24 protein-coding genes are annotated in these 24372 nt (G+C 71.8%); 13 read left to right on the plus strand and 11 right to left on the minus strand.

Annotated elements, in window-relative coordinates; all coding sequences use genetic code 11:
- Window positions 1-48: 48 nt before the first annotated feature.
- The 5 genes from ACIBZJ_RS19745 (at window position 49) to ACIBZJ_RS19765 (ending at window position 4713) form a co-directional block, all read left to right on the plus strand.
- Complete coding sequence (locus ACIBZJ_RS19745; protein ID WP_395931491.1) at window positions 49-1002, plus strand: VWA domain-containing protein; 954 nt, start codon at window positions 49-51, stop codon at window positions 1000-1002.
- Between the two features lie 16 nt (window positions 1003-1018).
- Window positions 1019-2914 carry a mycofactocin system FadH/OYE family oxidoreductase 2 gene (locus ACIBZJ_RS19750; RefSeq protein ID WP_395931493.1) on the plus strand — a complete coding sequence of 632 codons (1896 nt, stop codon included), beginning with the start codon at window positions 1019-1021 and terminating at the stop codon, window positions 2912-2914.
- Window positions 2911-3609: an FAD-binding protein gene (locus ACIBZJ_RS19755; RefSeq protein ID WP_395931495.1), complete on the plus strand. Its 699-nt coding sequence runs from the start codon at window positions 2911-2913 to the stop codon at window positions 3607-3609. The genes ACIBZJ_RS19750 and ACIBZJ_RS19755 overlap by 4 nt, the downstream gene beginning before the upstream one ends.
- Window positions 3606-4283 carry a mycofactocin biosynthesis peptidyl-dipeptidase MftE gene (mftE, locus tag ACIBZJ_RS19760; protein WP_395931497.1) on the plus strand — a complete coding sequence of 226 codons (678 nt, stop codon included), beginning with the start codon at window positions 3606-3608 and terminating at the stop codon, window positions 4281-4283. Before ACIBZJ_RS19755 ends, mftE begins: the two co-directional genes overlap by 4 nt.
- 73 nt (window positions 4284-4356) lie before the next feature.
- The gene (locus tag ACIBZJ_RS19765) at window positions 4357-4713 is read left to right on the plus strand and encodes a VOC family protein (protein WP_395931499.1); all 357 of its coding nucleotides are present in this window, start codon (window positions 4357-4359) and stop codon (window positions 4711-4713) included.
- A 59-nt stretch (window positions 4714-4772) separates the two neighbouring features.
- Here the strand turns inward: ACIBZJ_RS19765 and ACIBZJ_RS19770 are convergent, their stop codons facing one another.
- Genes ACIBZJ_RS19770 through ACIBZJ_RS19785 form a run of 4 tightly spaced genes read right to left on the minus strand, consistent with a single transcriptional unit; the run spans window position 4773 to window position 7343 of the window.
- Window positions 4773-5270 carry a hypothetical protein gene (locus ACIBZJ_RS19770; protein WP_395931501.1) on the minus strand — a complete coding sequence of 166 codons (498 nt, stop codon included), beginning with the start codon at window positions 5268-5270 and terminating at the stop codon, window positions 4773-4775.
- Window positions 5271-5316: 46 nt separating this feature from the next.
- On the minus strand, window positions 5317-6450 hold the full coding sequence (locus ACIBZJ_RS19775; protein ID WP_395931503.1) for a WXG100 family type VII secretion target: 1134 nt from the start codon (window positions 6448-6450) through the stop codon (window positions 5317-5319).
- On the minus strand, window positions 6443-6769 hold the full coding sequence (locus ACIBZJ_RS19780; protein WP_395931505.1) for a type VII secretion target: 327 nt from the start codon (window positions 6767-6769) through the stop codon (window positions 6443-6445). Before ACIBZJ_RS19780 ends, ACIBZJ_RS19775 begins: the two co-directional genes overlap by 8 nt.
- Complete coding sequence (locus ACIBZJ_RS19785) at window positions 6762-7343, minus strand: YbaB/EbfC family nucleoid-associated protein (RefSeq protein ID WP_395931507.1); 582 nt, start codon at window positions 7341-7343, stop codon at window positions 6762-6764. The genes ACIBZJ_RS19780 and ACIBZJ_RS19785 overlap by 8 nt, the downstream gene beginning before the upstream one ends.
- 108 nt (window positions 7344-7451) lie before the next feature.
- Here ACIBZJ_RS19785 and ACIBZJ_RS19790 point away from each other — a divergent pair, with 108 nt between their 5' ends.
- The 7 genes from ACIBZJ_RS19790 to ACIBZJ_RS19820 all read left to right on the plus strand — a co-directional run bounded on the left by ACIBZJ_RS19790 (window position 7452) and on the right by ACIBZJ_RS19820 (window position 14354).
- Window positions 7452-7973, plus strand: a complete 522-nt coding sequence (locus ACIBZJ_RS19790) for a SigE family RNA polymerase sigma factor (RefSeq protein WP_395931509.1) — start codon at window positions 7452-7454, stop codon at window positions 7971-7973.
- Window positions 7970-8803, plus strand: a complete 834-nt coding sequence (locus ACIBZJ_RS19795; RefSeq protein WP_395931511.1) for a hypothetical protein — start codon at window positions 7970-7972, stop codon at window positions 8801-8803. The genes ACIBZJ_RS19790 and ACIBZJ_RS19795 overlap by 4 nt, the downstream gene beginning before the upstream one ends.
- Window positions 8804-8837: 34 nt before the next feature.
- Window positions 8838-9659 carry a hypothetical protein gene (locus ACIBZJ_RS19800; protein WP_395931513.1) on the plus strand — a complete coding sequence of 274 codons (822 nt, stop codon included), beginning with the start codon at window positions 8838-8840 and terminating at the stop codon, window positions 9657-9659.
- A gap of 84 nt (window positions 9660-9743) precedes the next feature.
- Window positions 9744-10256: a hypothetical protein gene (locus ACIBZJ_RS19805; RefSeq protein ID WP_395931515.1), complete on the plus strand. Its 513-nt coding sequence runs from the start codon at window positions 9744-9746 to the stop codon at window positions 10254-10256.
- Window positions 10257-10266: 10 nt separating this feature from the next.
- A complete protein-coding gene (locus ACIBZJ_RS19810; RefSeq protein ID WP_395931517.1) occupies window positions 10267-11385 on the plus strand; it encodes a sensor histidine kinase in 1119 nt (372 codons plus the stop codon).
- Entirely contained in the window at window positions 11382-12101 is a 720-nt protein-coding gene (locus tag ACIBZJ_RS19815; protein ID WP_395931519.1) for a response regulator, read from the plus strand. The genes ACIBZJ_RS19810 and ACIBZJ_RS19815 overlap by 4 nt, the downstream gene beginning before the upstream one ends.
- A gap of 66 nt (window positions 12102-12167) precedes the next feature.
- A complete protein-coding gene (locus ACIBZJ_RS19820; RefSeq protein WP_395931521.1) occupies window positions 12168-14354 on the plus strand; it encodes an MMPL family transporter in 2187 nt (728 codons plus the stop codon).
- 16 nt (window positions 14355-14370) lie between these two features.
- On the opposite strand, the gene ACIBZJ_RS19825 is transcribed toward ACIBZJ_RS19820, so the two are convergent.
- Genes ACIBZJ_RS19825 through ACIBZJ_RS19835 form a run of 3 tightly spaced genes read right to left on the minus strand, consistent with a single transcriptional unit; the run spans window position 14371 to window position 18733 of the window.
- Window positions 14371-16350: an ABC transporter ATP-binding protein gene (locus ACIBZJ_RS19825; protein ID WP_395931523.1), complete on the minus strand. Its 1980-nt coding sequence runs from the start codon at window positions 16348-16350 to the stop codon at window positions 14371-14373.
- A complete protein-coding gene (locus tag ACIBZJ_RS19830) occupies window positions 16347-18083 on the minus strand; it encodes an ABC transporter ATP-binding protein (protein WP_395931525.1) in 1737 nt (578 codons plus the stop codon). Before ACIBZJ_RS19830 ends, ACIBZJ_RS19825 begins: the two co-directional genes overlap by 4 nt.
- Window positions 18077-18733 carry a TetR/AcrR family transcriptional regulator gene (locus ACIBZJ_RS19835; RefSeq protein WP_395931527.1) on the minus strand — a complete coding sequence of 219 codons (657 nt, stop codon included), beginning with the start codon at window positions 18731-18733 and terminating at the stop codon, window positions 18077-18079. The genes ACIBZJ_RS19830 and ACIBZJ_RS19835 overlap by 7 nt, the downstream gene beginning before the upstream one ends.
- A gap of 404 nt (window positions 18734-19137) precedes the next feature.
- Here ACIBZJ_RS19835 and ACIBZJ_RS19840 point away from each other — a divergent pair, with 404 nt between their 5' ends.
- Window positions 19138-19743 carry a TetR family transcriptional regulator C-terminal domain-containing protein gene (locus ACIBZJ_RS19840; RefSeq protein ID WP_395931529.1) on the plus strand — a complete coding sequence of 202 codons (606 nt, stop codon included), beginning with the start codon at window positions 19138-19140 and terminating at the stop codon, window positions 19741-19743.
- Here ACIBZJ_RS19840 and ACIBZJ_RS19845 read toward each other — a convergent pair.
- From ACIBZJ_RS19845 to ACIBZJ_RS19860, 4 genes are read right to left on the minus strand one after another with little or no spacing between them, the layout of a single operon-like run.
- On the minus strand, window positions 19740-20351 hold the full coding sequence (locus ACIBZJ_RS19845; RefSeq protein ID WP_395931531.1) for a hypothetical protein: 612 nt from the start codon (window positions 20349-20351) through the stop codon (window positions 19740-19742). The two genes, ACIBZJ_RS19840 and ACIBZJ_RS19845, sit on opposite strands and share 4 nt — an antisense overlap.
- Window positions 20338-21981, minus strand: a complete 1644-nt coding sequence (locus ACIBZJ_RS19850) for a substrate-binding domain-containing protein (protein WP_395931533.1) — start codon at window positions 21979-21981, stop codon at window positions 20338-20340. Before ACIBZJ_RS19850 ends, ACIBZJ_RS19845 begins: the two co-directional genes overlap by 14 nt.
- Window positions 21982-21998: 17 nt before the next feature.
- A complete protein-coding gene (locus ACIBZJ_RS19855) occupies window positions 21999-23171 on the minus strand; it encodes a toxic anion resistance protein (RefSeq protein ID WP_395931535.1) in 1173 nt (390 codons plus the stop codon).
- Between the two features lie 13 nt (window positions 23172-23184).
- The gene (locus tag ACIBZJ_RS19860) at window positions 23185-24303 is read right to left on the minus strand and encodes a hypothetical protein (RefSeq protein WP_395931537.1); all 1119 of its coding nucleotides are present in this window, start codon (window positions 24301-24303) and stop codon (window positions 23185-23187) included.
- Window positions 24304-24372 lie beyond the last annotated feature (69 nt).

Genomic DNA, 24372 nt, shown 5'->3' on the forward strand with positions numbered 1-24372 from the left:
GAGGCCGACTCGCCGGTCCGGCGTCGTTCCGACCGGGCCGGGCGGGGGATGCCGCTGAAGCGCAAGCCGAAGCAGCTCGAGGAGGAACCGACGGAGTTCCGGCCGTCGCGGTCGTCGTCTGGGTCGGGCCGGGTGCTGACCGGGCGGGGCAGGCGCGACAAGCGCGGGCCGCAGTTGCCGGGCTCGGTGGCGCCGGGGACGACCGAGGAGGAGGCCGAGCTGGTCGTGCTGGACCCCTCGGAGAGTTCTGCTGACGCGGCCGTGCGGGCCCGTGCCCGGGAGATCGCGGCGCGGTTGTCGCTGCGGCGGCCGCGGCGGGACCGGCGCTCGCACCGGGGCGTCGGCGACCTGGCGTCGCTGCCCTACCGGGACTCCTCGGCCGACCTGGACCTCGACCGGACGCTCGACGCGTTGATCGGCAATCCGGACGAGGCCGACGACGCGTCCGGCATCGACCGGCGGATCATCGTGCGCGAGCGGGTGCAGACCAAGCGGTCGGTGGTGCTCGTCGTGGACGTGTCCGGCTCGATGAAGGGTGAACGGATCCGGACCGCGGCGGCGACCGTCGGTGCGGTCGCGGGGGAACTCGCCGACGACGACCTCGCGGTGATCGCGTTCTGGTCGGACGCCGCGGTGCTGCATCCGCTGGGACGCCCGGCGCGGCCGGCCGACCTGCTGGATCTGCTGCTGTCGGTACCGGCGCGGGGGCTGACGAACGTCGGGTTCCCGTTGCAGCTGGCGGCGCGCGAGCTCTCCCGGGTACCGGCCCGCGACGCCCGGGTGCTGTTGCTGTCGGACTGCGTGCACAACGCCGGGCCGGATCCGCGGGTGTTCGCCGCCCGGTTGCCGCGGCTCGACGTGCTGCTCGACGTCGGGACGCCGCCGGGAGAGCACGATCTGGAGCTGGGGCGGGATCTGGCTCACGCCGGTCGCGGCCGGCTCCGGCCGATCTACTCGCACCGGGACGTCGCCCCTGCGCTGACGTCGGTCTTCGGTAGTTGAGAGGAGCCGGGCCGGGATGAGCCTGTTGCACACGCCGTTGCGGCTGGGCCGGCTGACGCTCCGCAACCGGGTGGTGTTCTCGGCTCATCTGACGTCGTTCGCGTCGGAGGGGCTGGTGTCTTCGCAGCACGTGGAGTACTACGCGGCGCGGGCTCGGGGCGGCGCCGGGCTGATCGTCACCGAGGAGCACACCGTCCATCCGTCGGACCGGCCCTACGAGAAGATGATCCGGGGGTTCGACCCCGCGGTCCTGCCCGGTTACCGTGCGCTGACCTCGGCCGTGCACGACGCCGGGTCGTTCGTGCTCGCGCAGCTCAACCACAACGGCGGGCAGTCGTCGGGGACGTATACGCGCCGGCCGGTGTTGGCCCCGTCGGCGGTGGCGGATCCGTTGTTCCGGGAGGTGCCGGTCGCGGTGTCGGCCGGGCAGATCGCGTCCCTGGTGGACGGGTACGCCTCGACGGCCGCGCGGTGTCTCGAGGGTGGGTTCGACGGGGTCGAGTTGCAGGCGTCGCACTCGTCGCTGATCCGGGGGTTCCTGTCCGGGGCCACCAACCGGCGGACGGACGAGTACCGGGACCCGTCCCGGTTCCTGCTCGAGGTGATCGCGGCGGTGCGGTCGGCGCTCGGGCCCGGGCCCGTGCTGGGCGTGCGGCTCGGAGGCGACGAGATGATCGCGGCCGGGATCACGCTGGACTCGGCCGTGGACACCGCCCGGGCAGTGGCCGCGACCGGGGCCGTCGACTACCTGAACACCTCGATCGGGCTGGCCACCGAGACGTTGTTCCTGATCCAGGCGAGCATGCGGGTGCCACCCCGGTACGCGCTGCACATCCCGGCGGCGATCCGGGCGGCGGTGTCGCTGCCGGTCGTCGGCGTGGGGCGGTTCAAGGATCAGCGGCAGGCCGAGCAGGCGCTGTCGGACGGGGTCGCGGACCTGATCGGCGTGGTGCGGGCACAGATCGCGGACCCCTCGTGGGCGTCCGCGGACGACCCGCGGACCTGTCTGTCGTGCAACCAGGAGTGCGTCGGCCGGGTCGGTTTCAACCGCCGGCTCGGCTGTGTGGTCAACCCCAGGGCCGGACGCGAGTCCGTCGCGGTGGCGGCGCCCCGGCGACGGTTGCGGGTGAGCGTGGTCGGAGGCGGGCCCGCGGGATTGCAGGCCGCGGTGACCGCGGCTTCGCGAGGTCACGCCGTGACCCTCTACGAGCGGTCGTCACGGCTCGGCGGGGTCGTGCCGCTGGCGGCTCGGGCGCCGAGCCGGGCGGAGTTCGGGGAGCTGGCCCGCTCACTGGCTTCCGCGGTGTCGCGGGCGGGCGTCGCGGTGCGTCTCGGGGTCGCCGCCGGCCCGGCGTTGCTGGATGCCGATTCGCCCGACGCGGTCGTGCTCGCCACCGGCGCGCGGCCGGTGCGGCCCTCCTGGGCGGTTTCGCCCCGCGTCGTGGACGTGACCGAGGTGCTGTCGGGGCGGGTCGCGCCGTACGGACGCGTGCTGGTCTACGACGAACTCGGGTTCCACCAGGCGACGTCGGTCGCGGAGCTGCTCGCCGCCCGCGGGTGCGCGGTGGAGATCGCGACCCCGGGCATGATCGTCGGCCAGGACCTCGGGGTGACTCTCGACCTGGAGCTCTGGACGATCGCGGCGGCGTCGCTGGGGATCGTGTGCACTCCGGACGTGACGGTGGCGGCGATGGACCGGGACGTCGTGACGCTGGCCCATCACCCGACCGGCACGGTGCTGCGGCGGACCGTGGACTGGCTGGTCTCGGTGGTGCACCCGGCACCGGAGGATTCGCTGTGGCACGCGCTGCGCGGTGCGCCGTTCCCGGTGCACCGGATCGGCGACTGCCTGGCCCCCCGGCGGGCGGACGCGGCGGTGCGCGAGGGCGAGCGAGTGGCGGCGTCGCTGTGAGCGGGTTGTCCTCGGCGCGGGTCGTGCTGTGCGCGGGCGGTGGGCTGCTCGTGGCGTCGGGGTGGCTGGATCCGTTGAGGGCGGTGGCCGGGGCGCTCGGGGCCTCGATCGGTGCGACCCGGGCGGTGGTCGATGCGGTGCAGTTCGACGGGGGACAGTTCGATGCGTCGTCTCTGGTCGGGGCGAGTGGGGTGGTGATCGGGCCGGAGCTGTACGTCGGCCTGGGGGTGAGCGGGGCGCCGTTCCACGACGTCGGCGAGCCGGCGCACGTGGTGGCGGTGAACACGGACGTGGGCGCTGCGCTGATGCGCCGCGCCGACCTGGCCCTGCCCACGGACGCCGCGGCCCTGCTGGCTGCCCTGGCCGATCGCCTGGGCGGTTTCGCGCCGGGCGGTTTCGCGCCGGGCGGTTTCGCGCCGGGCGGTTTCGCGCCGGGCGGTTTCGCGCCGGGCAGTTTCGCGCTGGGGAGTTCCGCGGTGGGGGGTTTCGCGGTGGGCGGCAAGGTCGCGGGCGGCGCGCGGGTGGGCGTCCGGAAGAGGCACGTACCGGGCGGGGGGCCGCACGAGCGGTTGCGGGCGCTGATCGGGGAGTCCGGGCCGGTACGGCCCTCGGCGCCGCTCGGGGCGGCGGACGCCGCCGACGCGCTGATCGGGTTTCTCCGGCACCACGGGTACCTGGGAGACTCACCGGAATGAGCGAACTGGCCGACCGCACCTGGCCGGAGATCTCCGGCGACGACGTGCTGGCGATTCCGGTCGGGTCGACGGAGCAGCACGGTCCGCACCTCCCGTTCTCGACCGACACCGACGTCGCCGTGGCGCTCGCCCGTGCGCTCGCCGCCCGGCGACCCGACGTGCTCGTCGCCCCGGCCGTGCCGTACGGGTCGTCGGGGGAGCACCAGGCGTTCCCGGGGACGCTCTCGATCGGCCCGTCCGCGATCGAGACCGTGCTGGTGGAGCTGGGCCGGTCGGCGACCGAGACCTTCCGGCGCCTCCTGTTCGTGTCGGGTCACGGCGGCAACGCGATCCCGGTCAACCGGGCGGTCCGACGGCTGCGCAGCGAGGGACGCGACGCGCTGGCCTGGGCCCCGCGCTGGAAGGGCGACGCCCACGCCGGCCGCACGGAGACGTCGGTCCAGCTGGCGCTGGGCGCTGCGCGGGTGCGTCTCGACGACGCCGAGCCGGGCAACACCGAGCCGCTGGCCGACCTGCTGCCCGCGATGAGGGAGGCCGGCCTCCGGCCGGTCACGCCGAACGGCATCCTCGGCGATCCCGCCGGCGCGTCGGCGGACGAAGGGGCCCGCCTGCTGGCGGAAGCCACCGAAGACCTGGCCACGACGGTGGCCCGCTGGCTCGGCGAGGACGCCTGACTTCTCGCCCTTAGAACCCGCGAGGCGGGGTATCGCCCTGGAGTTCTGATCACGAAGAGGGCGGAGGGGCAGCATGGCCACAGGTGTCGCGTCGGTGTGGGTTCCGGTAGATGACATGGACCGGGCGGTCGAGTTCTACCGCGACGTGCTCGGACTGGAGCTCACGGATCAGCAGTCGCAGTGGAGTGAGCTCGACGCGGATGGTCTGCGGATCGGTCTGAACGCCCGGGAGGGGGCCTCCGAGCACGCGGACGGAGGCGCGGTGATCAGCTTCCGGCCGGACGGCGCCCTCGAGTCGGAGGTCGATCGGCTCCGGGACGCCGGGGTGCGCTTCACCGGCGAGATCAGTGAGCACGCGTGGGGGCGGATCGTTCCGTTCAAGGACAGCGAGGGCAACGACCTTCAGCTGTACGCACCGCCTCAGAGCTGACCGCCGCACGTCGTGGTGGCCTCGGGCCACCACGATGCGCCCCGGACCCGCACGCAGTACTACTGGGCCTGATCGGTCTCGGCCCGGCCGGTGAGGAGGTCGATCCGGAGTGCCGGTCCGTCCATCTGCTGGATGATCAGCGCGTTGCGCCGGCGCCAGTCGATGTCGGTGATGATGTCGGTCGATACCGACCAGCGGATGGTGACGTCATCGGCGAGGGCAACCACTCCGATTTCGTGCACGACGACGAGGATCCGCTGGGCCGGCAGGAGTCGAACCTCGTAGACGGGGGCGTCGAGCGTCCTCGAACGGACATCCTTGAGGTTCTCGGGGAACGCGTGGATGGTCCTGTCGTGCGCCAGCCAGAGGCAGCCGGCCCATTCGGTTCCGACGAGGAGCGGACCGCCGAGCGCCTTTCCGGACAGGATGACCGCGTCGTCCAGGGGTTGTCCGTCCACGGACAGCTCCCAGGCGGGCGCGTCCCGCTCCTCGACGTCCGGCGAAAGGACCAGCGCGTCGCGGTTGGCCTCGCGGGCCAGGTGGGTGCTGCTCCACACGGTTAGCGTGATCGTGCGCGAGGGATGGGCCAGGCGAAGCACAGCGTCACTCCGATCGGTACAAGAAGCCGGTGATCAGTCGATTGCCTTCCCAGACCGTCTCGGTTTTCAGAAAACCGAGTGGCCCGGCGAGGAGTCCTTCCCGGACCATCCGTCCGTTGTCTTGCTTGCCGACCACCGAGGTCGGATCGTCGTAGACCCTACGGAAATGCTGGTTCAGCAACGCGTGGCCGGCTGGGTCGTCGCGGATCCCGATCTTGTGGAGTTCGACTTCCATCGATCGAGAACGTTGGATGTTGTGTGGGTTGCCGGTCGCGTTGCCCAGGAAGAATTGAGTTTTGGCTCCGAGCTCGGCGGTCTTCGCCGGGTCCGCCGAGGGCGGACGGCGCGGTGTGGGCGGGGTCGGGGGCGCGGCTCGGCCTCCGCGGCGCAGGAGCTGGCGCAGGTTGGCAATGAGGTCCTCCAAGCGGCGGACCAGTGGGGTGAGGCGGCGGAGGCTGGCGGTCAGGGCGTGCAGCAGAGAGGCGATCCTGGTTATCCACTTGGACGCCAGGGTCGTGACCTGGGTGATCACCCAGGGGGAGGCCAGGCCCAGAGTGAGCCCGGCTTCGGCTAGCCACTCCCAGAGACGGACGGCCAGCACCGAGACGAAGTCGGCGATCAGGTCTCGGACGAACGTGCGCACCGCTGCCACCAGGAGGCCGACGCCGGTGGTGATTTCCGCCAGGGCGGTCGCGGCCGAATTCAGGGCGTCCAGCGTTTCGCCGTGCGACCGGGCGGCCGACCGGTAGGCGGAGCCTGCGGGGCCGGTCCAGGTCCGGGTCTCGGTGGCTACGGCGTGATCGAGCGCCGCGCGTTCGGACGACGCCCGGTGAGCGACGTTTCGCCAGGTGGCGGCATAGGCCGTGATCTGGTCGGGGTCCCCGGCCAGGGTGTCCAGCGCGTCCGACAGCGGCTTGACGTGTTCGATCAGCCAGCCGACGCCCCAGGAGACCAGCTGCCCCAACGGGTCGGTGACGAAGACCAGCGCGTCGAGGGACGAAGCGACACCGCCGATGGTGGAGTCGATCCAGCTGCCGCGGTGGAAGCCGGTGACCAGCTGGTCGATGTCTTCGGCGATCGGGATGCCGCTGAAGCCCCTGGTGGTGTCGTGCCTCGCGGCGACCAGTTCGTCAGCCATCTCCGATCAGCTCCGCGGTGCTCCGGTCCGCGCCCCGGTAGCCGGTGGCAGCGGCGCGCAGGTCGTCGGCGGTGCGCTGGAGAGCGTCCACCGAATCGCGGAAGGCATCGACGGCGGTGCGCTGGGCCGGGTCGAACAGCGACGGAAGCGCCGAGCAGAGGACGCCGTAGGCGTCCCGGCCGAGGCCGACGGTGGCCGAGGCGGAGCGGGCCTGGTCGACCCGGGTCGCGACGTCGTCGACGCTCGTCGCGTGCCGGATGACGTCGGCCGGCCGTACGCCGAATCCACCCGACGGATCGGACGCGGATTCCTCAGCCACGACCCTCACCCGGCCGGTCGCCGCCCGAACGGCCGTCGTCCGTCCAACGCCCGGTCGGGCCGTCGTCCGTCCAGCGCCCGGTCGGGCCGTCGTCCGTCCAGCGCCCGGTCGGGCCGTCCCCCGTCCAGCGCCCGGCCGGGCCGTCGTCCGCCCAACGGCCGGCTGGGCCGTCGTCGGGCCGGAAAGCCGGGCCGGGGGAGCGCCACGGGTCGGCCGGCGCGCTCGGCGGGGCCGGGAAGCGGGCCGCGTAGCTGCGGACGAGGGACCGGGCCGTTTCCGAGTCGGCACCCACCGTCCGGGCCGCGATCTCCGCCACCCGCTCGGCCAGGCCCGCCTGGGCCCGGTGCATCGTCGCCAGGATCTCCCCGGCCAGCCGATCGACCGGCCAGCCGCGGACCGCGTCCGCGAGCCGTAAGCCGGTCACGACCCCGGAGCCCGCCACCGTGACGGCCACGCCGGCCGAGCGGGCCTCGACCGAGAGGGCGGCGACCTCCTCCGCCAGCTGCATCGTCCGCGCCGCGCGCTCCGAGGCCGCTGCGGACCACCCGCGGATCCATTCGTCGCCGAAGTCCATGCGTCCCCCTCGTCTAGTGACGAGTTGCACGCGCTCGGTAACGGAAAAGTTCGGGGCAACCTTTGTGACGGTCCGGTCGTCCTTGGTGAGCGACGGAAGGAGTTGCCCGTGCGCGGGAAATCGGAAGCTTTCGCCGGACTGGACGCGTTCATCGCCGAACGCGGCGACGCCCTGCTGGCGACGGCGATCCTCCTGGCCGGCGGGCGGGACGCCGGACAGGACCTGCTCCAAGCCGCTATCGAGCGGTTGATGCGACGGTGGCACAAGATCGACGGCGACCCGGAGGGGTACGCCCGCCGGATCCTCTACCACCTCGCAGTGGACACCTGGCGCCGCCGCGCCCGCCGCCCCGAGCTGCTGACCAGCATCGATGCGAGAACGACGCCGGACGAAACCGAAATGCTCGACCTTCGCGACGCGCTGATCCGCGCGCTCTCCCAGCTGCCGCCGAAGCAGCGTGCGGTGCTGGTGCTCCGGTACTGGGAGCACCTCACCGAGGCCGAGGCGGCCGAGCGGCTGGGCTGCTCGGTCGGCACGGTGAAGTCCTCCACGTCCCGCGGACTGGCCCGCCTCCGCGACCTCACCTCCGGTTGGACCACCGACAAGGAAAAGAACGGAGCACCGGCATGACCACCGGCCTGGAACACGAACTCGAGGCGGCGATGCGCGCGCACGTCGCCGGCGCCCGCGTCACCACCGACCTGCTCACCCGCGCGGCCCGCGCCGAGCGGAAGCGCCTGGTGGCCCGGCGTACGGCGTTCGTGGCCGGCAGCCTCGGACTCGCCGCCGCGGTCACCGGGGTCGTCGCGCTGAGCGGACCCGAAAACCCGGCCCCGGCCCCCGCCCCGGAACTCCGGCCCGCCGGCTACGTCGCCGCCCAGGTCACTGACTCGATCGAGCGGAGCGCGACGAAGATCACCGCGGTGTCGGTGCGGCAGACCGCCGACGCGACGACGACCCGGTCAGAGCAGTGGTGGGACGGCAAGACCGGCAACTGGCGACGCCACTCGGCCGGCGGTGATTCGCTGATCACGTACACCGGCGGACGCGCGACGTTCACGGTGGTCGATCACACGACGAAAAGCTGGTGGGCGATCAGCTACCAGGCCGACCCGAACGAGGGCGGCCTCTGGACCAAGGAAGACCTCCGGGCCGCGCTGAAGAAGGACAGCGGGCTCGAGGTCGTCGGGCCGGAGACGGTCGACGGCCGACGGGTGATCCACCTGCGGGTGGCGAAGAACCCCAAGGGCGTGAACCTCGAGCTCTGGGCCGACGCCACGTCGTACGACCTGGTCCGGACCGTGGAGGAGGATCCGCACGGCGGGGTGAGCCAGTGGGACTACACGTTCCTGCCGCGAACCGAGCGAGACCTGGCGCGCTTCGCGCTCGACATCCCGCCGGGCTACACCCGCAATCAGGCCGACGCTCCGCAGAAGTCGAACGCCGAACCGGCGAACTGACGAAGACTGGACCATACGGGGCAGACTGGGTCGCATGAAGTTGATCAGCGCAACAGTAAAGCTGGGTGCGGCCGGTCTGCTGCTCGTCGGGGCGGCCGCGTGCTCGTCCGGCAACAGCACCGGCCCGGCCAAGGCCTCGGAACCCACCGCCTCCCGACCGGCGGCCTCCCAGTCGGCGGGATCCCAGTCCGCGGGATCCCAGTCCGGGGGTGCGGGGCCCGACGCGTCCCAGACCCCGGAGCCCGCCGGAAACGGCTGCCCGTCGAACAACGCCAAGGTCCCCTCCGGCGCCCACACCGCGGCCACCGCCGACCTGGACCTGGACGGCGATGCCGACACGCTCTGGATCGCCGACGTCGACAACACCCGGTACCTCGGCGTCCGCACCGCCACCGGCGCCACGTTCTCGACGACGTTCAACAGCGCGGCGCCGCAGGCCGCGGCCGCGGTCGGCCAGAAGCTCGACCCGGCCGGCCCGTCGATCGTCCTGCTCAACCTGGGCCGGTCGGTTCAGCTGTACGACGTCATCGACTGTGGTCTGGTGCCGGTCAAGAACGCCCAGGGTGCGCAGTACACGTTCGATCTCGGCTTCACCGGTTACGGCACCGGTGTGCAGTGCGTGCCGCAGGGCTCGCGGTACGCGCTGGCCGGCCTGCTCGCCGCGCCGGAGAAGTCGGGTGGTGGGTTCCGGGTGACCCGGACGACGATCACGCTCAGCGATTACGGCCGCCGAGCCCGGAACGGCACGAGCACGGTGCTGGCCCGGCATGCCGCGGTGGACAGCGCTGTCGTGAAGCAGGCCCACGCGGTGACCTGCGGCCCCGCCGCCCCGGTGACCGAACCCCAAACCAGCTGATCCGGCCGGCTGATCCGGACTACCACCCTCGGCACCAACCGGGGGTGGTACCCGAGCGCGGCGCGGTGACCGATCGTGAGCGGCATGACGTTCACGACGCTCACCGACATCGTTCTCGGCCTCGCGTTCCTCGCCTACATCGTGTCCCGGCAGCTCCGCTGGATCCCGGTGGACACCGCCTCGATGTGGCGGATGCCGATGATCCTCGGCGCCGTCGGCCTGCTCTCGCTCGCCGGCCACACGGCGACGATCACTACCGTCGACGTGGCGATCCTGGTTCTGTCCGCGATCCTCGCGGTCGGCTCCGGCCTCGCGATGGGCCGCCTGGCGACGTTCCGGCCGATCGCCGCCCCGGCGCCGAAGCCGCTCCGCAACGGCACGCTGCCGACGACCGAGAGCCGGGTCGGCTGGGTGGGCGCCGGGCTCTGGATCGGCCTGATCGCCGCCCGGATCGGCCTGGACGTCGCCGGCGCCGAGATGGGGGCCGGAACGGCCACGTCGGCCGGGGTGATCCTGCTGGTCGTGGCGATCAACCGGGCGGCCCGCGCGCTGGTCTTCTCGGCGCGGCTCGGTCACCACGTGACCCGCGTCGCGTGAAGATGGAGGCGTGATCCCCGCCAACTGGCGGCCCCTGACGATCGCGCTCAACCTCCTCGGGGCCGCGTTCATCTCGTACGACCTGGTCGACCGGGCGTTGAACGGTGATCCGCTCTGGATCGCCGTGATCGCCTGGTCGGCCATCGGGATGTGGGTGACCGTGACGCTGCTGCCGGAGCGCTTCGCCCGGCCCCGCCTCGCGCTCCAGGTCGCCATGATCGTGGCCGGCTCGTTCGTGTCCTGCGCCACCGACGTGCTGGGGTTCGTGCCGGCCATCGCCGGGCTGATCCCGTTCATCGGGTCGGCCGGACGCTCCTGGAAGGCGATCGGTGCCGCGGTCGCCGGGTCCGCGGCCCTGCTGTCGATCGGCGCGCTCGCCGTGGGTGCTCGTCCCGGACTGCTGGTCACCGCGCTGTCGTTCCTGCTGATCATCTGCCTGGGCGGCCTCTCCCGGCGGCAGTACCGGTCGAGCGAGGTGCAGACCCTGGCGTTGCTGGAGGAACGTCTCGCGGTCGAACAGGAACGCGCGCTGGTCGCTGCGCTCTCCGAGCGGTCGCGCATCGCGCGCGACCTGCACGACGTGCTCGCGCACTCCCTCGGCGGTCTGGTCATCCAGTTGGACGCGGTGGACGCACTACTGGAGTCCGGACGTGAGACCGAGGCGCGACAACGCGTGATCGCCGCTCGCGAGCTGGCCGTGTCCGGTCTCGACGAGGCGAAACGCGCGGTCAGCGCGCTGCGAGACCCGGCCACCGACATCCCCGAGACGCTGGCCGCGCTGACCGAGACGCACCGCGAGCTGGGTGGTCGCGTGGTTCTCGAGCAGCAGGGCGAGCCGGTGCCGTTGAGCCCGGAGGCGCGGATCGCGTTCCGGCGGGCGCTCCAGGAGCTCCTCACGAACGGCCGCAGGCACGCGCCCGGCTCGGTCACGGCGCTGACGCTGGGCTGGGAACCGTCCGGGCTGACGGTCACCGCGTCGACCGGGGCGACCTCCTCGGTCGCGGGCCGGGGCGGCGGGCACGGACTGGCGGGGATGCGTGAGCGGGTCGAAGGCCTCGGGGGCACGATGTCGGTGCGGCGTGGATCCACGTTCGACGTGGTGCTGACGTTTCCGAAGGGAGCCGCGTGATCCGGGTGCTGGTCGCCGACGATCAGGCGATCGTGCGGGACGGGCTGGTGACGCTGCTCGACCTCGCCGACGACATCGAGGTCGTCGGGGCGGCGTCGGACGGGGAGGAAGCGGTGCGCCTGGCCGGCGACGCGCGCCCGGACGTCGTCCTGATGGACCTGCGGATGCCCAACGTGGACGGGGTGGAGGCGACCGCGCGGATCACCGAACGGTTGCCGGGGACGGCCGTCCTGGTGCTGACGACGTACGCGGACGACGAGTCCATCGGCGGGGCGCTGCGGGCCGGCGCCCAGGGCTACCTGACGAAGGACACCGGACGGGTGGAGCTGGCGGCCGCGGTCCGGGCCGTCGCGGCCGGCCAGACGACCTTCGCGCGCGAGGTCGGCGAGCGCCTGATCGGCGGGTTCTCCCCGGCGACCCCCACCGGTCCGGCGGCGCCGGCGCCCCCACCGGGCTCGGGGACCTCAGCCGGTCCGGCGGCGCCGGCGCCCCCGGGCGGGTTCCCGCTCGACCTGGGGGAGCGATTTCCGGGGCTCACTCCCCGGGAGCGGGAGGTGCTGCACGCGATCACCCAGGGGCACAACAACGCGCGGATCGCGGGGGAGCTGTTCCTGTCGGTCGCGACCGTGAAGAGCTACGTGAACACGATCTTCGCGAAACTCGGCGCCCGGGACCGGGCCCACGCGATCGCGATCGCGCTCGGACGCGACGGCTGATCCCCACCCGCAGGGCCACCCGTGGGTGGTGACGGTCCACCCGGGTGGACGCCGACGATCGGCGCCATGGCTGGATTAATAGAACGGATCGGCGGCTTCAGTGCCCGCCGGCGGTGGTGGGTCCTACTCGCGTGGGTGGTGATCCTGGTGTCGGCCCTGGTCGGCGCGGAGCGGTTCGCGGAGCCGCTCACGTCGGAGTTCGCGATCGCGGGCATGCAGTCCACGGACACCCTGGACCAGGTGCACCGGGACTTCCCGTCCTCGGACGCGGCGGGCGGCCGGATCGTGGTGTCCGGAGCGCTGACGGACGCCGACGCCCCGGCGGTGACCGCGCTGGCCCGGGCGCTGGCAGCGGTACCGGGGGTGACCCACGTGTCGACGCCGACGCTCGCGCCCGGCGGCCGGGTCGGCTTCCTCGACGTGACGCTGCGCTCCGGCACCGTGCCCGACGGGGTCGCCACCGCGATGAAGGACGCCCGGGCCACCGGGCTGCGGGTCGAGGCGTCGTCCGGGCTCGCGGCCCCACCGGCGTCGTCGAGCTCGTCGGCGATCGGGGTCGTGATCGCACTGGTGGTGCTGCTGATCACGTTCGGCTCGCTGGTCGCGGCCGGGTTGCCGCTGTTGACCGCGATCCTCGGGCTGGTCGTGAGCCTGGCGACGGTCCACGCGATCACGGCGGTGGTGTCGCTGAACTCGGTGGCGCCGACGCTGGCGATCCTGCTCGGGCTCGCGGTCGGGATCGACTACGCGTTGTTCGTGGTCAACCGTCACCGGCAACAGTTGCGGGCCGGGGCGGGGGACGTGACCGCGTCGATCGCGTCGGCGATGGGGACGGCGGGGACCGCGGTGTTCTACGCTGCGCTGACCGTGATCGCGGCGCTGGCCGGGCTGGCGGTGATCCGGATCGGGTTCCTCACCCAGATGGGGCTGGCCGCGGCCGGCGCGGTGCTGGTCGCGATGCTGATGACGCTCACCCTGACACCGGCGCTGCTCGCCGTCGCCGGGCCGCGCATCCTCGGCCGCCGGCACCGGCGCGCCGCCCAGCGCCGCCGGCCCGCGCTCCCCGCCCTCACCGAGCCCCCCGTGCTGACCGAGGCCCCCGCGCTCACCGAGGCCCCCGCGCTCGGCGCGGGCTCCGGGGCCGAGACGCATCGGTTCGCCCGCCGGTGGGTGCGGGCGATCAGCCGGCACCGGGTGCTCGCCGTCGTCGGGTCGGTGCTCGTCCTGGCGGTGCTGGCCCTGCCCGTCGCCGGGCTCCGGCTGGACCTGCCGAACGACGGGACCGACCCGTCGTCCTCGACCGACCGCAAGGCCTACGACCTGATCGCCGAGGGCTTCGGGCCCGGCGCGAACGGCCCGCTGCTGGTGCTCACCTCCGACCCGGCGGCGGCCGCGAAGATCAGCGCCGTCCACGGCGTCCGACGGGTCGTGCCCAGCGGGAAGCACGGCGACGACCTCCTGCTGACCGTCCTCCCGGCCAGTGGCCCGTCGGACGAGGCGACCGCGACGCTCGTGCGCACGCTGCGCGACGACGGCTGGCTGGTCACCGGCCAGACCGCGGTCGCGATCGACATCTCGCAGCGGCTCGCCGACGCCCTGCCGATGTACCTCGCGCTGGTCGTCGGGTTCGCGTTCCTGCTGCTGCTGGTCATCTTCCGGTCGGTGCTGATCCCGGTGACCGCCACGCTGAGCTTCCTGCTGAGCCTCGGTGCGGCGCTCGGGTGCACGGTGGCGGTGTTCCAGTGGGGATGGCTCGGGGACGCCTTCGGCGTCGATCCCGCGGCGCCGTTGCTGAGCTTCCTGCCGATCCTGGTGATCGGGGTCCTGTTCGGACTCTCGATGGACTACGAGATGTTCCTGGTGTCCGGCATGCGGGAGGAGTACGTCTCTCGTCCGGACGCCCGGCGAGCGGTCGAGAACGGGTTCGCGCGCGGCGCGATGGTGGTCGTCGCGGCCGCGCTGATCATGATCGGCGTGTTCGGCGGCGGCGTGGTGCGCGGCGACGGCACGATCCGCCCGATCGCGTTCGCACTCGGAGCGGGCGTGCTGGTCGACGCGTTCGTGGTCCGGCTCGTGCTGGTGCCGGCGACGATGGCCCTGCTCGGCCGCGCGGCGTGGTGGCTGCCGCGCCGCTCGCGGCCCAGCGGGCCCAGCACCGCCGGGCCCGGCACCGCCGGCACCAGGAGCGCCGGGATCAGCCCGGCGACCGCGCCCGGCCCGGGAGTTTCGGCGAGCGCGGCCCCGCCCCAGTAGCGGCGCGGGCGATCCTCTACAGGTCCTCCGCCACCGGCTGGGCGAACTGGGCGTTGTAGAGGCGGGTGTACGCGCCGTCGGAGGCCAGCAGCGAATCGTGCGTACCCTGCTCGACGATGCTTCCGTTCTCCATGACGAGGATCAGGTCGGCGTCCCGGATCGTGGAGAGCCGGTGCGCGATCACGAAGCTCGTCCTGCCCTGCCGCAGCGAGTTCATCGCCCGCTGGATCAGCAGCTCGGTGCGGGTGTCGACCGAGCTCGTCGCCTCGTCCAGGATCAGGATCGCCGGCTCGGCCAGGAACGCCCGCGCGATCGTGATCAGCTGGCGCTCACCGGCGCTGACCGAGGAGCCCTCCTCGTCGAGCACCGTCTCGTAGCCCTCGGGCAGCGTCCGGACGAAGTGGTCGACGTGGGTGGCCTCGGCCGCCGCGACGATCTCCGCCCGCCCGACGTCGCGCCGGGCCCCGTACGCGATGTTCTGGGCGATCGTGCCGCCGAAGAGCCAGGCGTCCTGGAGCACCATGCCGGTGGCGGCCCGCAGATCGGCGCGGTCCATCGTCGCGATGTCGACGCCGTCGAGCGTGATCCGCCCCCCGGTGACCTCGTAGAACCGCATCAGCAGGTTGACCAGCGTGGTCTTGCCCGCACCGGTCGGCCCGACGATCGCGACGGTCTGGCCGGGCTCCACCGCCAGCGACAGGTCGTCGATCAGCGGCTTGTCGGGCACGTAGCGGAACGACACGTGCTCGAACGCCACCTGCCCGCGGATCCGCTCCGGCCGCGACGGCGACGCCGGGTCGGGGTCTTGCTCGTGGGCGTCCAGCAGCGCGAACACCCGCTCGGCGGAGGCCACGCCCGACTGCAGCAGGTTCGCCATGCTCGCGACCTGCGTCAGCGGCTGGCTGAACTGCCGCGAGTACTGGATGAACGCCTGCACCTCGCCGAGCGTCAGCGACCCGGACGCCACCCGCAGTGCGCCGACGACGGCCACCAGCACGTAGTTCACGTTGCCGATGAACATCATCGCGGGCTGGATCAGCCCGGAGATGAACTGCGCCCGGTAGCTCGACTGGAACAGGGCCTCGTTCTGGGCGGCGAAGACCTCCCGCGCCTCGTCCTGCCGTCCGAACGCCTTGACCAGCGTGTGGCCGGTGAACATCTCCTCGACGTGACCGTTGAGCCGCCCGGTCGTCGACCACTGACCGATGAACTGCGGACGGGCCCGCTTGCCGATGCGACCGGCGACGAACGTCGAGAGCGGGATCGTGACCAGCGCGATCACCGCGAGCAGCGGCGAGATCCAGAACATCAGGCTGAGCACGCCGACGATCGTCAGCAGCGAGATGATCACCTGGCTGAGCGTCTGCTGCAGGGTCTGGGCGAGGTTGTCGATGTCGTTGGTGACCCGTGACAGGATCTCGCCACGGGGCTGCCGGTCGAAGTAGTTCAGCGGCAGGCGCGCCAGCTTGGCCTGGGTCTGCTCACGCAGCCGGTAGACGACCCGCTGCACGACGACCGTCGTCACCCGGCCCTGGAGCAGCGCGAACAGTGACGCGGCCAGGTAGATCACGAGCACGAACAGCAGCACGCGCCCGACCGCGTCGAAGTCGATGCCCTGGCCGGGGACGACGTTCGTCCCCTGGACGATGTCGGCGAGCGTGCCGTCGCCCCGATCACGGAGGCTCTGGACGGCCTGTTCCTTGCTGAGGCCGGACGGCAGGCTCCGGCCGATCACCCCGGCGAAGATCAGGTCGGTCGCGTGGCCGAGGATCTTCGGGCCGGTCACCGACAGCCCGACGCTCACCGCGGCGAGCAGCAGACCGAGCGCCATCAGCGGACGTTCGGGCCGCAGCGTCCCGAGCAGGCGCCGTCCGGAGGACTTGAAGTCCATGGCCTTCTCGCCCGGGCCACTCAGGAACCGGGCCGGCCCCGGCCCCGGAGGACCACCCGGGCCGCGTGGGGGTGTCGGCCGCTCCGTGGTGCGAGGACTGCTCATGCCGCGGCCTCCTGTTCGGTGAGCTGGGAGAGCACGATCTCCCGGTAGGTGTCGTTGGTGTCCATCAGCTCGCTGTGGGTGCCGGTGCCGACGACGCGGCCCTCGTCGAGGACGACGATGCGGTCGGCGCCGCGGATCGTGCTCACCCGCTGGGCCACGATGACGACGGTCGCGTCGGACGTCTCGCGGGCCAGCGCGGCGCGCAGCGCCGCGTCGGTGGCGTAGTCGAGCGCCGAGAACGAGTCGTCGAACAGGTAGATCTCGGGATCGTGCACGAGCGCGCGGGCGATCGCCAGGCGCTGGCGCTGCCCGCCCGAGACGTTCGATCCGCCCTGCGAGATCGGCGCGTCCAGCCCCTCCGGCAGCGTGCGGACGAAGTCCGCGGCCTGGGCGATCTCCAGCGCCCGCCAGAGGTCGGCGTCGGTCGCGGCCGGATTGCCGTACCGCAGGTTGGACGCGATCGTCCCGGTGAACAGGTACGGACGCTGGGGCACCAGCCCGATCACCTTGGCCAGGTCGGCCGGGGAGAGCTCGCGCACGTCGATACCGTCGACCAGCACCGCGCCCGCGGTCACGTCGGACAGCCGGGGCACCAGGTTGAGCAACGTGGTCTTGCCGCTGCCGGTACTGCCGATGATCGCGGTGACCTCCCCGGGGTTCGCCACCAGGTCCACATCGCACAGGATCGGCTGTTCGGCCCCGGGGAACCGGAACGACGCCCCGCGCAGTTCGAGGTGCCCGTGGACGTCGCCGAGCGGTACCGGGTTCTCGGGCGGCACGACCGTGGTGCCGGTGCTCAGCACTTCTTCCAGCCGCTCCGCGCTCACCTCGGCGCGCGGCGCCATCATGAACATGAACGTGGCCATCATGACCGACATCAGCGTCTGCATCAGGTAGCTGAGGAACGCGGTCAGCGCACCGATCTTCATGTCGCCGGCGTCGATGCGGTGCCCGCCGAACCAGAGCACGGCGACGCTGGAGATGTTCACGACCGCCATCACGGTCGGGAACATCAGCGACATCAGGCGACCGGCCTTCAGCGAGACGTCGAACAGCTCGTCGTTGGACTGCCGGAACCGCTGCGTCTCGTACGGTTCGCGGACGAACGCGCGGATGACCCGGATACCGCTGATCTGCTCGCGCAGCACGCGGTTGATGTCGTCGAGCCGGACCTGCATGAGCCGGAACTGCGGCCGCATCCGGCTGATCACGATCGCGATGACGATGACCAGCAGCGGCAGCGCGATGAGCAGGATCGACGCCAGGGGGATGTCTTGGTGCAGCGCGAGCAGGATGCTGCCCACGCACATCACCGGCGCCGCGATGACCATCGTCAGCGTCATCACGACGAGCATCTGGACCTGCTGGACGTCGTTCGTGATGCGGGTGATCAGCGACGGGGTGCCGAACGTGCCGACTTCGCGGGCGGAGAACGACTGGACCCGGTCGTAGAGCGCGGCCCGGACGTCGCGGCCCAGCGCCATCGCGACCTTCGCCCCGACGTACACCGCGCCGATCGCGCAGACGATCTGACCGAGGCTCACCACGAGCATCACGGCACCGATCCGCATGATGTAGCCGGTGTCGCCCTTCACCACGCCGTTGTCGATGATGTCGGCGTTCAGCGTGGGCAGGTAGAGCATCGCGAGCGTTTGCAGCAACTGCAGGACGACGACCGCGGTCAACGGCTGTTTGTAGGGCCGCAGGTGGGTCCGCAACAGGGTGATCAGCACGCCTGGCTCTCTCGGTTGGACTGGGTGTGGGGAGACCGGGTCAGGGGAGACTGGGTCAGGGGAGACGGTGCAGCATCCAGCGCACGCGCCGCCGGCGCGACCCGGTCGAGCGCGGCGCGCAGGTAGTCAGTGAACGGCACGTCGCCGTCTTCGCGAAGCCAATATTCGCTCGCCGCCCGGATGGCGCCCGCGTAGGCGCTGCCCAGCACCGCGGCGCCCAGCGGATCACAGCCGGTGCGCGCGACGATCGCGTCGGCGAGCGCGTATTCGCTCGCCACCGCGTTGCGCAGGTACTCCGCCTGCATGGCCGGGGTGGCGGCCAGCATCCGGATGACGGCCCTGTCGGGCGCGCGCCGGCCGCGGACTTCGAAGATCGCCTCGGTCAGTGCCCGGTCGAGCGGTTCGGTGACCGGCCGGGCCCGGACCGCGTCCCCGAGCTGGTGCGCCCACTGCAGACGCTGGGCGCAAATCGCTTCTTCGCGGCTGGAGAAGTAGTTGTTGAACGTCCGCGGGGACACCCCGGCGGCCGCGGCGATGTCGTCGACCCGGACGTTCTCCGGGCCGAGCTCCATCGCCAGCTTGAGGGCGGCTGCCCCGATCGCGTCGCGCGTCGCCTGCTTCTTCCGTTCGCGCCACGGATAGTCGCTCATGGCGCCCACCGTACACCGCGACTGCGGGCCACGCACTTTTTCGGGGCACGCAACTTTGCGGACTACGCACGCGGATCGGCGTCCTACTATGCGGGAGCGCCGACTGTGGAGTGTGCCGACGCCGACCCGCTCCCCGGGCCGGTCCGGGAGGAGTCGTCGCCGGTGTCTCTGCGTCCGCCGTCGGGGCTCCGGCCTCGGACGAGCGTGTTACTGGCGAGTCGGGTTCTTGACCGAGGTTCAAAATCCGGATCGGACCCGCGAGGGTGCGACCGATTTCGGCGTCTCGCTATGCGGGAATTGCATGGACTCGCTTCGCTGTGTGACCCCATGAACGCGTTCCGGTGCGATATCACTGTTCGGGGGAGCGACCAGCGTCCCCACGCGACGAAACGGGTCACACAGCAATGACAACGAAGCGACGTGGGAAGAGCCGAGAAATCGCCAGGTCGGCCATTTCCGTACTCAGTGAGCACGGAGTCCGGAACGCCCGGTTAGCTGACATCGGCGCAGGTCTCGGCATGACCGGGGCGCATCTCCTCTACTACTTCGAGAGCAAGACCGACCTGTTCATGGCCGCCCTGCGAATCGTCGAGTCCGACCTGCGCGAGAAGGCCGTCGCGGCGTTCGCGGATCTTCCCACGGCGAAAGAACGCTGGCGCTGGCTGCTCAACGCGGCCGCACCCAACGGCCTGCGCGACAGCAACCTGATGATGTGGCTCGAGGCCTGGACCGAGGCCGTCCACGACCCGGCCGTGCACCAGCTCATCACCGAGCTGGAGGCCGGCTGGCAGGGCCTGGTCCGCGAGGTGCTGGAGTTCGGCAAGACGACCGGTGAGCTCGAACCCGACCTCGACGTCGACACGTTCGTCGAGGGCTTCTCGGCCCTGCTCGACGGGCTGACGATCCGGGTCGTGGTCGGCTACCGCCCGGTCGACAAGGCCCGCATCGTCGAGATCTGCGACCGGTTCGCCGACTCGCAGCTCCGCTGGAACACCGCCGCTGCGGTCTAAGGACCCTCCAGCGGGTTGGGCCGGTCGCCCCGCTCCTCCAGGTAGCGGGTGTGGTCGGCCAGCCGCTGCTCGTCGGCGGCGTAGACCGCTTCGGCCACCCGCCGGGTGTCGGCCCGGATCAGGTCGAGCTGCTTCATCAGCTCGGCCGACGGCCGCCCGCCGCCGTACCAGCGGGGTAGCGCCAGGTACGACTCCAGTGACGTCGGCAGGTCGGAGCGCACGACCCGTGACACCGCGTACGCCTGGTCGGGCACGCCGGCCAGCGCGGCCGGCCGGTCGAGGACACCCAGCAGCAGTTCCGCGGTCTCCCGGACCCGTTCCAGTGCGCCGGCGGGCAGCCGTCCGCTCACCGCGTCCACGCGCTTGACCAGCGAGGCCAGGTCGGCCCTCACCGCGGCCGCGTCCTCGGAGGAGTCGCCCGCGACGACCAGCCGTACCCGCTCGGACGGCGTCGCCAGCGCGCCGGCCGCGTAGAGCCCGACGGCCATCACCCACCACCAGGCGCCGCCGAAACCGGCGGCGCCCAGCCCGAGCCCGGCCAGTCCACCGACGCATCCGACGATGTTCTTCCGGGAGCTCAGGTAGACCAGGAACCTATTGGTACCCACGAATCTCCTTGAAGACCGTGTTCAGCGCATCCGTCCGGGCGTCGAACGTCCGCCCGCCGGTCAGCGTCGCGATCTGATCCATCTCGCTGTCGCGGCTCTCGCCGAACAGCACCGGGTACACCGGGACCGTCCGCTGTGCGGCCGGATACCCGGCGAAGAACCTCCGGAAGTCGGCGAGCTTCGGTCCGCTGGTGTTCTCGCCGTCGGTCATGAGGACGATCGACGTGACCGGGCCGCCCGTCGCCGGGCTCGACCGCAGCAGCGCGTACGCCCGGTCGAGCGCCTGGTAGACCGCGGTGCCACCCTCGGCCTTCAACACCGACACCGCGTTCCGGATGCGCGCCAGCGCCGCGTCGGCAGTGCCGTCGGCGGGAACGGTCACCGTCACCGGAGCCTTCACGTCCGACGCGAACGCCAGCAGCGTGATCTCCTCCCGTGCGCGGAAACGGGCGAACCGGCCCGACAGCGTGGTGTCGGCCCCGGTCAGCCCGGTGAGCGCGGCGCGGAGCCGGTTGATCCGATCGCCCTTCATGGAGCCCGACGCGTCGAGCACGTACACCGTGCGGGACGGTCGCCGGATCTCGTTCTGATACGACGACAACAGCGCGTCGACCGCGTCGCGCCGGGCCGGGAACGGCAACTCGATCAGCGTCGGCTTCTTCAGCGGATCGGGCAGCGGCACGGTGGGTTCGATCGGCCGCCGCCGGGTGGCGTCCAGAATGGCTTTCTGACGCTCGGGGGACCGCAGGTCGGTCACCACCCGCGTGTAGGCGTTGCGCGCCGACGCGGAGGCGGAGTCGAGCAGGGTCAGCGGGTAGTCCGCGGTGACCACGCCGTCGCTCGGGTAGACGAGCGTCAGCGGCTCCGGCAGCTTCGCGGTCGCGTTGAGCGACAGCAGCACCGACTCGTAGTTGATCAGCCCGTCGACCGGGGCACCGGGCGACCGGCCGGTCGCCCGTTTCACGTACGCGTCGGCGAGCCAGCCGGACGACCCGGCGGTCAGCGTCTGACCGGCGAACATCGTCTTCAGCCGCGGCCCGACCTTGGCGACGTCGGCGGTGGTCAGCGCGTCGCCGGCGCCGGAGAGCGCGGCCGCGACCCCGACCAGCGCGGAGAAGCCGGTGTTCGACGCCGACGGGTCGGTCATGCCGAACGTGAACTTCTTCGCCGCGGCCGCCGCGGCGATCTGCGCCCAGGTGACCGGTCCGGTGTCCCAGCCGAGCTTCTCGGCCACCGACCGCTTCACGCCGAGCACGACCGGCGAGGTCATGATCTTCTCCTGCGGGCCCAGGTGCGCGCGGGCCTCGGGCAGCAGGCCGAGGTACCGGTTGGACGAGAACCAGACCGCGTCGTACTTCTTGCCCGCGCTCCCGTCCGCGACCGCTTGCGCCCCGTCGAGCGTGCCCGCGTAGTCGAGTTGCACGGTGACGCCGGTCTCGGTCCGCAGGTCGTCCAGGATCGGCTTGAGGTCCTCGAGCTCGCTTCCGGCGAGCACCCGGAGGGTCGTCTCCGGCCCCCGCGTGCCTCCGGAGGACCCGGGGGAGGGATCCGTCGACGGCCCGGTGCAGGCCGCCGTCGCCAGCACCGCGACGAGGACGACGACGAGGCTGCGGACCTGGAGTCTGGGCACCTGGAGTCTGGGCACGCTCAGCCCTCGAGTTCGTTGCGGCGCGACCGGTCGAGATGGGCCGACGACCGCTGCAGCTCGCTGTTGAGCGTCTCCACGGTGGTGGCCATGTTCTCCACCGCGCGCGCCTTGAACGTGTCGATGCTGTCGAGCGTCGTGTAGATCTGGTCGAACGCGGCCTTGAGCGTCGCAACGCCGACGGCCGGGTCGGCGGCGATCTGCTGGATCTGGCCGCTCTGCGCGGCGAGCATCGCGGCGTTCGAGCGGATCAGGTCTTCCGTCGTGCCGCGCAGCGCGGTGACCTGCTCGATGACCTGCTTCTGGTTGGCCAGCGCCTGGGCGATCGTCACCGCGACGCGCAGCGCCGAGACCGTGGTCGTCGAGGCCCGCTCGACGCCCTTGATCAGCTCCTCGTTGCTCCGGCGGATCGTGTCCATGGCCAGGTAGCCCTGGGCGCAGACCGCGAGCTGGACGAGCAGGTCCTGGTACTTCTGGCGGACCGGGAACAGCACGTCGGCACGGAGCGCGTCGGCGTACTGCGGGTCGGTGACTCCGGCGATCTTCGCCTCGACCGCGGCGTCGAGCGCCTGGGCCAGCACCGCGTATTCCTGGAGCTTGCCCATCGTGTCCCAGAGCCGGGTGCGCTCGCCCTGGATCGCGGCGTTGTCGCGACGCAGTTCGTCCTGGCCGGACCGGAGCGCGACGACGATCTTGTTGATGTTCGTGTTCGCGGACTGGTACCGCGAGACCAGGTCACGCAGCTTGTTGCCGAACGGCAGCTTGGAGAGCAGCTTGCGGCCCTTGGCGTTCGGGTCGCCCGGGTCGAGGTCCTCGACGATCCGGCGCAGCTCGACCAGGTTCTTCCCGACCCGTTGCTGGGCGTCGGCACCCTCGCCCTTCGCGCCGGCCAGCGTCGACAGCGACCGGTCGAGCATCCGGTTGGTGACCTGCGCGGACGCCCGGACGTCGGAGTCGCCCAGCGTGGCGACCGAGTTGACCCGGCTCAGGAACTCCGGCGTGCGCGGGTCGAGATCGGCGATCGAGTCGACGAACGTCGCGGCGCGCTCCTCGAGCTGGCTGCGGGTCGCGTCGGCGATCGGGACGAGTGTGGCGGCTCTCTCGGCGGGAATCGCGGCTACCGGCTCCGGGGGAGTCAGTACCAGCGGATCCGGCTCGGGGGGTTGCAGTGTCACGGGGTGGTTCCTCTCAGCGGTCGTACGCGCCGGCGATGGCGGTCAGCAGGCGCTCGAGCGTTTCGTAGGTGGGCGGATCGACGACGTCCACCAGGTCACGGGCCACCGGAGCGGCCGGCGGACCGGCCTTGGTCAGCACCGTGTCGAAGGCTTTCGGGGTGGCCGTGCGGAAGCCGAACGTGGCGGCCAGCCCGGTCAGCGTCGGGTCGCTGGTCAGCAGCTGGCCGACCTGGTTGCCGGTCGGCCGGAGCGGCACCAGCGTGTGCTTGGAGAGCACGGTCGGCGACGGGTAGATCAGCGTCATGTCCGGCCGGATCGAGCCGTCCTTGCGGTTGAGCCGGTCGACGTACTGGGCCTCGTAGACCATCACCATCGGCGTCTTGCTCATGCCGGTGGCGAGGTAGTCCTCGAACGGGCCCTCGGACGAGCTGTCGGTGTACCCCTGGTTGAGGAACAGCTTCGCCATCGTCGGCACGACGTTCCGCTCCTGCGCGGCGTTCTGCACGACGTCGTTCCCGTTCAGCACGTAGGACGCGATGCTGGTGTACATCGCGGCCGAGTTCGACGAGCGCGGGTCGGTCGTGCTGATCAGCACCGACTTGCGGGCCGCGTACGCGGTGTTGCCCGGCAGTGCGTTCCAGCGGGTGTTCTTCGCGACCAGGTCGAGGTACTTCTCCATGTCCAGCACCGTGTACGAGCCGCTCTTGTGCACGACGCCCGCCCGGGTGAGCACCTCGACGATCGGCGTGAACGTCGCGATGGCCATCGGTGAGGTGAACGGCGTGTAGACCCGGCCGGCCTTGCGCAGCCGCTGGATCTTCTCGCCCGCCGGCGCACTGGACGGGAACGCGAACGCGTACTGGTCCAGGTTGACCGTGGTCGCGATCTCCCGGGAGCCGGCCGGGTCGACCTGGACGTCCAGACAGTGGGTGGCGAACGCGTCCTTGACCCGCTGATCCGCGAAGAACGCCGACTTCTCCGAGCCGACGACGCCGCGGACCGTGGTGGTGCTCCGGCAGCCCCCGGCGGTGGTGCCCCGGTCGTCGTTGCCGCGGTTACGGCCGAGGACGGCGACGACCGCTACTCCGACGACCAGCACGACGGCGAGCGCGATGCCCAGCCAACGCCTCAATCCGATGTCCCCATTTCTCCTGAAAGCGCAGCGACTGTTCGGGGGAAAGGCTGCTGTTCAGGCCCCATG

The sequence above is a fragment of the Cryptosporangium sp. NPDC051539 genome, assembly GCF_044454545.1.
GTDB lineage: Bacteria > Actinomycetota > Actinomycetes > Mycobacteriales > Cryptosporangiaceae > Cryptosporangium.